The organism is Phormidium pseudopriestleyi FRX01, from assembly GCF_017313335.1.
GTDB classification, from domain to species: Bacteria; Cyanobacteriota; Cyanobacteriia; order Cyanobacteriales; family Laspinemataceae; genus Laspinema; species Laspinema pseudopriestleyi.
In genome coordinates, this window is sequence record NZ_JAFLQW010000008.1 from 1 (window position 1) to 9799 (window position 9799).

The 9799-nt window shown below is 47.4% G+C and carries 6 protein-coding genes; 4 read left to right on the forward strand and 2 right to left on the reverse strand.

The features are described 5' to 3' along the window. Nucleotides 1–492: 492 nt before the first annotated feature. From J0895_RS00265 to J0895_RS00275, 3 genes are all read left to right on the forward strand, one after another. Nucleotides 493–1128 carry an S-layer homology domain-containing protein gene (locus J0895_RS00265; RefSeq protein ID WP_207086148.1) on the forward strand — a complete coding sequence of 212 codons (636 nt, stop codon included), beginning with the start codon at nt 493–495 and terminating at the stop codon, nt 1126–1128. Between the two features lie 71 nt (nt 1129–1199). Next, entirely contained in the window at nt 1200–1808 is a 609-nt protein-coding gene (gene coaE, locus J0895_RS00270) for a dephospho-CoA kinase (RefSeq protein ID WP_207086149.1), read from the forward strand. A gap of 47 nt (nt 1809–1855) precedes the next feature. Beyond that, complete coding sequence (locus tag J0895_RS00275) at nt 1856–3298, forward strand: hypothetical protein (protein ID WP_207086150.1); 1443 nt, start codon at nt 1856–1858, stop codon at nt 3296–3298. A 336-nt stretch (nt 3299–3634) separates the two neighbouring features. Here J0895_RS00275 and J0895_RS00280 read toward each other — a convergent pair whose 3' ends face one another. Then, on the reverse strand, nt 3635–5032 hold the full coding sequence (locus J0895_RS00280; RefSeq protein WP_207086151.1) for a TldD/PmbA family protein: 1398 nt from the start codon (nt 5030–5032) through the stop codon (nt 3635–3637). Nucleotides 5033–5385: 353 nt separating this feature from the next. Here J0895_RS00280 and J0895_RS00285 point away from each other — a divergent pair, with 353 nt between their 5' ends. Then, nucleotides 5386–7200 carry a histidine kinase dimerization/phospho-acceptor domain-containing protein gene (locus tag J0895_RS00285; protein ID WP_207086152.1) on the forward strand — a complete coding sequence of 605 codons (1815 nt, stop codon included), beginning with the start codon at nt 5386–5388 and terminating at the stop codon, nt 7198–7200. 86 nt (nt 7201–7286) lie between these two features. Here J0895_RS00285 and J0895_RS00290 read toward each other — a convergent pair whose 3' ends face one another. Next, nucleotides 7287–8981, reverse strand: a complete 1695-nt coding sequence (locus J0895_RS00290; protein ID WP_207086153.1) for an ATP-binding protein — start codon at nt 8979–8981, stop codon at nt 7287–7289. Nucleotides 8982–9799: the final 818 nt, after the last annotated feature.

Below are 9799 nucleotides of genomic sequence, written 5' to 3' on the forward strand. Positions count from 1 at the left end.
AATTACGGAGATTGAGACGGGCTGGTTTCGGTACGGTTCCCTAGAGACTGTAGACCGAATTGTACCGTCAGGCTTTCCCTCGTCCTAGGCTGGAGATTGTGCCTGGAATGGTCTTTAGGATGGGGAAATTGAGGATTTTTGTTTTTTACCCCATTGAATCATATCCCATTTTTCAAAAAAGTTCAAGCTAAACCCCAAACTTTTTTCAGGAAAGCCCCAGACCCCACCTCCGGTATAGATTGCCGACTTCTTTGCCTTGTGACCCTGGCGATCGGATATATGGAAATCGTCACTTAAGCAGTAGAATCGTAGCAGAAAATCCTTATTGAGTCAAACCCCCGTTGTAGTTCTATCCCATAGCGCTTTGTAGGAAGGTGAGGGACCTAACATAGAGCGATCGGTGTCATGCCAGACTCTATAAAACCCAGATTCTTGACCCCTCACACCAAATGCGCTCAACCCTAACCGTCTTGAGAGAACTATAGATCATCTATGAAGAAAATTTTAACCCTCGTTTCCGTCACCTTACTGCTGCAAAGCATGATGATATCCGTCCGAGCACAACAACCCCTTAATCCCATTCAAGAGGTCCTTGAATCCGGGTTAATGACTCAATATCCCGACGGACAATTTCATCCCGAACGCGGAGTTGTCCGCGCCGAACTTGCCTCAATTCTCGTCAAAACCTTTCAACTTGACAAACGAAATACAGCGACCAATCAAAATCAACCCATTCCCGACGTTCCGCCCTCCCACTGGGCCTACAGCGACATTGAAATCGCCCTAGAAACCGGGATTATGAAAGGCGATTTAACCGGCAAATTTCATCCCAATCAACCCGTAACTCGGGCCGAAGGATTTGCCATTTTTGCCCAAGCTTTTGGCGTGTTAATGCTTAATGATGCCGATGTTAATCGGATTTTAACCTCCTATCAAGATGGCTATCAAACCCCTGATTGGGCTAAACAAGCCTTAGCTACGGCTATCTTTGAAGAGTTAGTTAATGTTGGTAACAATAACGCGCTCAATCCCTTACAACCCATGACTCGTGCAGATATGGCTTATGCTTTAAGTCAATATTTAGCCAAACAAGATAATCCCGGGACTATCCCAGATATTCCTAACTAATCATTCTAAATGTTTGGTGTTACGACAGCAAGTCGTAACACCAAACAATTTATTAACAATTAGGTTTTAGCATGATAGAGAAACGTCAAATTGGCTTAACGGGTGGAATTGCTACGGGTAAAACTACCGTTTCTAATTACTTGAAAAATCAGCATAAATTGCCGGTGTTTGATGCGGATATTTATGCGCGGGAAGCAGTGAGTATTGGTTCAGAAGTGTTGAATCAAATCGTGAAGCGGTACGGGAGTGACTTGCTACTGCCCGATCGCCGTCTGAATCGTCAGAAGTTGGGAGAGATTGTCTTTACTCAACCCCCGGAGAAACAGTGGTTAGAGGAACAAATTCATCCCCAAGTGCGCGATCGCTTTCTTCGAGAAATAGCAACTTTGCCGCAAAATTATACCGCAGTGTTGGTAATCCCGCTGTTATTTGAAGCACAAATGACCGATTTAGTTACGGAAATTTGGGTGATATCTTGTCCTGGCGATCGGCAGATTCAGCGATTGATGGAACGCGATGGATTGACCCTAGACCAAGCGAGGGCTAGAATTAATAGCCAAATGCCCTTATCTGAAAAATGCTCTCAGGCTGATGTCATTTTAGATAACTCCTCCACTGTAGAACACCTCATCCAACAGATAGATGTCGCTTTGATGCCGGATAGAGATAATAGAAAGTAAACCCATCCCGGGATACTTTCAATTCTAACTTAACCTCTGTCTTCAAAATGCAAACCATAAAAACGGCAAATCCAGAAGGTTCCCCGAATAATGGAGGACCCATTAACTGGTATAAAAAATTTATGGCGATTGTCGCCGTTATCAATTTATTGTTAGTGGGATTCGATTCTTCTTACATTCCCCTGCGTGATATCTATTTTCACCAAATTCCCCCGGTTGTGGTAACTTATGATAAAATTAAAGGGATTGAACCCCATCCGGAAACCGAAAACTACCTAGAAACCGTCAATCAATTAACCCGCCAACTGCAACAGCCGAACAGTTCCCTGGAAACTCCCCAAGTGGAGGATTTGCTAGAATCATTGCGCTATGAAAGCGAGGGGATGCTCAATGAAAACCCCTTTATGGCTGCGGGTAAGTTCGGCACTTTTGCCAAAATTCAAAGGCGAATGCGTCAGCATCTTGGCACAGAATATGCTTCGGATGCTTTTCAAACCTTCTGGACTTCTAGTTATTTAATAACTCACAATTCAAACCAAGAATTAAACTTTTTTCAAAGCAAAATTACCCCATTAATTGCCAGCAACTATTCCAGAAGTGTAGATGAGATTGGTCAATTTACTGATGATTTTTGGCGAATTGATATTTTCTTTATGTGCTTTTTTGGCCTAGAATTCCTACTTCGCACCTTCTTTATGCATCGCCGGATTACGGGCTTACGCTGGATAGATGCGATGTTGCGACGCTGGTATGATGTTTTATTGTTTTTACCATTTTGGCGAGGGTTGCGGGTGATTCCGGTTGCGGTGAGGCTGCAACAGAGTCATTTGGTCAATTTCGATCGCATCCTAGTGCAGATGACCCACGAACCTGCTGCTAAACTAGCCGATCGCCTATCTCGATTTGTGATGGTTCGCTTTATCAATCAAGCGCAAGACTCCATTCGAGAAGGAACTGCCGCCCAATCATTGTTGAATCCTCAACCGGCGATCGACCTCAACAATGTGAATGAAATCGAAGTCATTACCGACAGACTCTTAGAATTAACCATCTACAAAGTTTTACCCCAAATTAAGCCAGAATTAGAAGCTGTTTTGCATCATAGTATAGAAAGTGCTTTTAAAGAATCTGGGATTTATCAAAGCCTCAAAGCCTTACCCGGACTTGGAAATTTGCCCAGAGATTTTACGGAACAAATGGCCTCGAACTTAGCCCAAACTACGGTAACCGTTTTGGAAACCTCTTACGCCGATGTAGAAGGAAGAGTTCTGTTTGAGCGCCTCAGTAAGGAGTTCAATCAAGCCTTCCGAAAAGCCCTAGGCGATCATCAAACCCAAGAAGAAATACAAATCTTGCTCACTGATTTCTTAGAAGAATTAAAACTCAATTATGTGGTAAAATCCACTCATTCTGACCCAGAAGCAACCCTGGCCGAAATAGAAAACCTCTACCAACTGGAAGAACCACCCTCCCTCCCCTCAGTCCAGTAACAGTCTGCTGTTTCAGAACCCCTATTGTTGGTTTTTAATTGGGCGATACAGTATGGGTTAGAAACCGGGTTTCTTCATCAACGGTTTTTCCGTTGCCTAAATTTAGGTTAGAAACCCGGTTTCTTGTCCCTCTTGTCCTGGGGTTGGTTAGAAACCGGGTTTCTTTATCAACGGTTTTTCCGTTGCCTAAATTTAGGTTATAAACCCTGTTTCTTGTCCCTCTTGTCCTGGGGTTGGTTAGAAACCGGGTTTCTTCATCAACGGTTTTTCCGTTGCCTAAATTTAGGTTAGAAACCCGGTTTCTTGTCCTGGGGTTGGTAATTAGACTAGATAAAACTACGCCGATTCGCCACCCACTACCACATTGCGAATTCGCAGACTAGGACCGCCACAGCCTACAGGTAAACCATTTTGCCCGCCTTTGCCGCAACCTCCGGATTCATCCCAGTAGAAATCATCCCCGATCGCCTCAATATCAGCTAAGGTACTAAACACATTCCCCGAAAGCGTCACATCCCGCACAGGTTCGGCTAATTTGCCATTTCTAATCATCCAAGCTTCCCCAGCGCTGAAAGTAAACATTTCCCCATTCGTCATCCCTCCCAGCCAATTTCGAGCATAAACCCCTTCTTTAATATCCGTAAATAAATCCTCAACCGGAGTCTTTCCCCGTTCAATCCAGGTATTCGTCATGCGGACAATGGGAGGATAATGATAATTCAAACATCGGGCATTTCCCGTGGCAGTTTCCTCTAATTTCCCAGCGGTTTCGCGGGAGTGGAGGCGTCCGACAAGTACCCCATCTTTAATCAGTTGAGTAGTGGTGGCAGGAGTGCCTTCATCATCATAAAGATAACTCCCTCGATGACCCGGAGGGGCCGCCCCATCAAAGATTTGCAACTCTTCAGGACCAAACCGGCGTCCCAGGGTCATCACTTCCAGCAAATCTGGGTTTTCATACGCCATATCCGCTTCAGAAAGATGTCCAAAGGCTTCATGAACGAACAACCCAGACAAAATCGGGTCAATCACCACCTGGTAGGTGTTGCCTTTAACCGAGGGCAGGGAGAGGGCATCCACTGCTCTTTGGGCGGCCCCTAGCACTTGGGAGTCCAGTTGGATTAAATCTTCGTAAGCTTTCCGGGACCCGGTGGTTTCCCGTCCGGTTTGGACCGTTTCGCCATTGCGTGCCGTGGCGGCAAAGCGCATTTCCATATCCACCCAAGACTGTTCCAGGATTGTGCCTTCCGAGGTGAACAGGAGGACCCGTTGAGCGCTGTCACTGTAGCGAACCGAGGTGGTGGTGATGCGCGAGTCAACTTGGCGGAGGATATCCGTATAGCGATCGCACAATCTCTTTTTCTCGATAATCGGAATTTTTCTGGGGTCAGTACCCGTGAGTAACAGTTCACAAGTAATTTGTACCGGGTCCACTGGGGCTAAAATTGTTTCTTCATCCCCGACTAATCGCGCCGCTGCGATCGCTTCCTCGATCCGTTCCGTCAGTCCCCCCAGTTGATTAAAACTGGCAAAGCCCCAACCCCCTTGATAGCAAGCGCGGACCTGTCCCCCAATCGAGACTCCCTCACTTAGGGTTTCAATTTTTTCACCCCGCAAAAAGATATCGGTGCCTTCAGCTTCTTCTAGGCGAATTGCTAAATAATCAACCCGGGAGGCATAACGAGCTATTAGTTCAGCTAATAAGTTTTTTGTATCAGTGAGCAAGGTAGACATGGTTTGAGGGCGAGTTCCCAAGCATAATGATTGATATGTTCTACTATAGCGGTCCTCAATCATTCACACCAACCGGGTGGGTTTTTACCAACAAGGGGGCGAGTGCCGACTGCCTCGGGGGTCAAACTGATTTTGGATCAAGGGGGTAACCCTGCCGATTTTCTGCGGAGATTGCGACTGATTTGTTCGGTTGTACGAATGTTTTTATGGGGTAGATCCAGATAGGCTAGTAGTATCTTGTTTTCATTTGAATTTAGATTAAAGGATTTGTAGCAAGTTTTAAATTACAAATTCTTGCTTAATTATTGAAAATTAATGATTTGAACCAGTGAACTGTAGAGGGGGATATTTCCGTGTACAAGTGGGTCTTACCAACGATTAGCGAGGTTTTAGCACAGGCGGGGTCAGCCGACAATTCCTCGGACCTAGAGATGGGGTTGACTGGGGAAGATCCAGGCGATCGCAATCGGACAACGACCCATCGGGATGCAGCCTCGCTCTGGTTGCGCCGCATTCGGGCCGATCGCCAATGGCAAGGGGCAATTGCCTCCGTCTGTGCCCTCCTCGATAGCGAACGGGCAAGCGATGACCCGGATACCCCCCATCCCCTCTCTAGCAAAGGGTTAGTTTTATCCGGTCCCGTCCCGGTTTTAACCCAATCCACCCACTTAGAACAGTTCTCCACTTGGACCTTTGCGGGAGTGCAGCAGTCTGGCGCAAGGTTACCCTCCTCCCTCTTCCCCTCGACCCCGGATAATGGTTCAGATACCCCCAACCCGACAGTTTTACCCCTGCTCACCGGGGACCCCCTAGCCCGCGAACAATTTTGTTTAGTCTTGACAGCGCGGTTTAGTCTGGTGATGGTGGTGGGATTAAACCCCCAGGGACAACCGGCGTTTCAGTTTTCCTTTGATCCAGAGGCGATCGCCTTGGTGTGGCAAGGGTTGCGATCGCGTCTAATCCCCTTCAAAAATCAGACAGCTATTTCCACCTTAGATCAGCAGTTCCAACGGTTCAAACCCTGCACCCCACACTACAAAATTGTTTGTCAGTTTACCCAACAGCTTCTGGAATATCTCCCCGAACCCCTAGAACTTGATGGCGAAATCCTCGATGAAATGAAAGCATTCGCGGCAGATTGGACCGGGTGGGGTTCCTCCATGCGGGCCTTACCTCAATGCGATGGGGATTCAGTCACAAGGGGGGATTGTCCCAATGGTGAGGCGGAGATTTCCTGGGAGGTATCCCGTCCCGATGGGAATTCTCGGGTTGGGACCTCTGCCGAACGCAGAAATGCCCTAAGTAATCCGGAACCGGCGACTACCAAAACCCTGCGATCCAAGGGTGGAAAATCCGTGGGAACCGTCTCGGCTAAAACGGCTAATCCCCGGAAACCGGCGATCGACCAGCCCTTAGATGACCTGCGGGATGCGGCGAGTAAGAACGTCCGAAACCAAGCCCCGGCCTTGGATGTGGAATTATTACAGGCGATCGCTCACGAAGTTAGAACGCCCTTGGCGACCATCCGCACCCTCACCCGACTCTTACTCAAACGCCGTCATCTCGATGCCGAGATTATCAAACGCTTAGAAGCCATTGATCGCGAATGTAGCGAACAAATCGACCGCTTTGGCTTGTTTTTCCGGGCGGTGGAATTGGAAACCACCAAGGATGCCCATGCGCCGATGCACCTGACTTCCACCTCCCTCACCCAAGTTTTAAATAGTTGTATCCCGCGCTGGGAAAAACAAGCCAGCCGACGCAACCTCACCTTAGATGTGATTCTCCCCCCAAAAATGCCCTCGGTCGTCAGTGACCCATCCTTGTTGGATCAGGTCCTCAGCGGGGCGATCGATAACTTCACCTCCACCTTACCCGCAGGAGGCAAACTCCAAGTAGTAATTTCCCTCGCGGGTCATCAGTTGAAAGTAGAACTCCACTCCCAAACCCATGCCTCCGTCAATTCAGAACCCTCGGTTTCCGGGACTCAGGCCCTCAAATCTCTCGGTCAAATGTTGATGTTTCAGCCGGAAACCGGCAACCTCAGTCTGAATCTGAGCGTGACTAAAAACCTCTTTCAAGCCCTAGGAGGTAAACTGATTGTCCGCAACCGTCACCAACATGGACAAGTGCTGACTATCTTTTTGCCCTTAGAAATGCGGGGATAATTGATAATTGATAATGGATAATTGATACTGGATGAAGGATGAATTTTTTTCAAGCTTCATCCTTTTTTATTCATCCGGCTAGAGGTTTACCACTCCTCCTGGCTTTCGTCGTAAACGGGTAATAACAGGGTAAACACGGAACCCCGTCCTACTCTGCTTTTGACCGTGATTGAACCCCCGGAATGGAGTAAAAGCTGTTGGACAATGGTTAATCCGAGTCCGGCTCCTTCTATATCATCATTAATGGCTTGACGACCCCGATAAAAGGCTTCAAAAACTTTAGGAATTTCCCCGGGGGGAATGCCGATACCCGTGTCGCGAAATTCTAGTTGAACATAATCGCCTTGTTGCTTTGAACGCACCCAAACTTCCCCGCCGGACCCGGTGAATTTAATGGCATTTTGCAGCAAATTAATCACAATTTTTTTGAGCCATTCCCGGGTACAAATTACGGGGGGTAAAGTGCTGCGGAGGGTATAGGCTAAGAGTACGCCTTTTTCCTGGGCGATCGGTTGATAGATACTGACGATTCCTGGGACGAGTTCTCCCAAGCGGATTCCCTCCATTTTGGCTTTATCCACCTCGCTTTCTAGGCGAACGAGTTCTAGGAATCCTTCGATTAAGGCATTTTGGCGATCGCAAGACAGATGCAACAGCGTACTATATCGGTCTCGTTGCGCCGGTTTGATTTTGGGTGAATCCAGCAAGCTCAAGGCCGTTTTCATATTTGTTAACGGCGTGCGGAGTTCCTGTCCAATTTTATTCAGAAACTCGTCTTTAAACTGCAAGGCATTGAGGAGTTCTTGATTTTGTCGTCGCAATGCGGCCAGTTCTCCCTTCCCAGTCAGTTCTTGTCCCTGCTGTTCCAGTCGCTGGAGTTGCTTGCTAAATAAATGTCCCAATAATAAAGGGTCCGGTTTTGGCAGTTCCAGGTGACCAAAGGCCATATCCCAATTTTCGAGTAAATTCTCGCAAACTTGCCCATCGGTCTCGATTGGAGGTTGATTCTTCTCGGAAATCGGACAACTCTGGCAACGCCCTTTGCTCACCGATACTTTTAATCCATCGAAGACCTTTTGAATCGTCTGTTGGTCTATAGAATAAAGAGCAACTAGGGTTTTATTTCGCCTCGATTCCTGATGGGAATGGGATTCGACCCCCTTTGATGGGCCGGGACTGGCTAAAATTGCCACGGATAATTCCGGGGACAACACAATTAGAAAATATTCATCGTTCAGTTTGCTATTCAGAACTAACTGAATGGAGCATAAGGGTAAGGGGGTTTTGGTCGGCATGAAGATCGTTCCCTCATCGCTAATCAGGGAATTTTCATCAATGCCGCAGGTTAGCGGGGCGCTGTAGGGAGGATTGTGCCGATGGAGGTGGCGATCGCCGTGGTTCTGTTTATCCGGCGATCGCTGCTTGAAAAAGCTGTATCGCTGTCGGGAATATAACTCTTTTGTCCCTCCGGTTCCTCCTGCTGTCTCTATCTTTTCATCGCGAATCTTTTCAGTCTCCTCATCCGGTCTAGGGTTGAGGATATAGACTGGATTTGTTCCACCGAGCAGATGTCGATAGCGATCGAGGTCTACCTGCCAGTCGCACCAATCGGGAAGTTTCACCCACAAGGTGGCGGGGATTTTTTGTTCGATCAGCAGGTCAAATACACCGCCCACCATGCCCTTAAAAGATGGGTAAGAAACTTGTAAGGGATGAGGCGGCGCGATCGCACTCAGGGCGCAATCATAAAGAGACACATCTTGATCTGTTGATAAATTCATCTTCATTGAAGTGTCCGCGAGTTGGCAAATCCCTGTACTTCTCCCAGGGAAGGAAATCCGACGCCAGCAACTTGATGTACTTCCCCGGTTTAGGTTGATATTGTAGATTTAACATCGCCTCAACACACTTGGGAATCAGTACATTGGCCTAAACGTCACTTTTGTTTAGGTTTCCAGCAATTTTTAAGGGTTCGAGCCATCATCTATTGAATTGAAACACCCTAATTTTTCCGATAACTTCGCCCCTTTAGTAGATTGACCTGGCTCAATTACCGCTCTCCATCTCATCCCTCAATTGGCAAAAGATAGAGTTGGGTATAGAAAACAGGGTCTCCTAAAACCCTCTTAGTCTTTTTATCTTCCCTCAATTCGGGAAGATTGTTATTTTTATGAGTAAGGGTAATTCTATTTTAAAGTTAAATTCCTAGATTTTGCATTCGTAATCCTACGCAAAAAGCGCGCTATTACAGGCGCTTTCAAGACTCAATCCACCTCCAGTCCCCTCCTTGATGTCTTGAGGAGGGCTGGACGGACTGAATCTACTATAAATGCAGCTTAGAGTCCGGTTGCGGTCCGTTGTAGCCCAATATAGCGGTTCGGTGGACTCATGAAGTACAGACATTTAGAGGAGCCCAAACATCTTGCTCGCTCTAGACAATAGCGAGCAAGATGTTTGGGCTCGCGCGTACACGCTACGCGAACGCACTCCCCTTCAGGTAGAAGAATAACGGTGGGAACTGCTATAGATGGGCCACTCTCCCCATCCCAGGCCCTTACAAGAGTAGGGTTTTTACGCATAATAACACGAACGGTCCCCG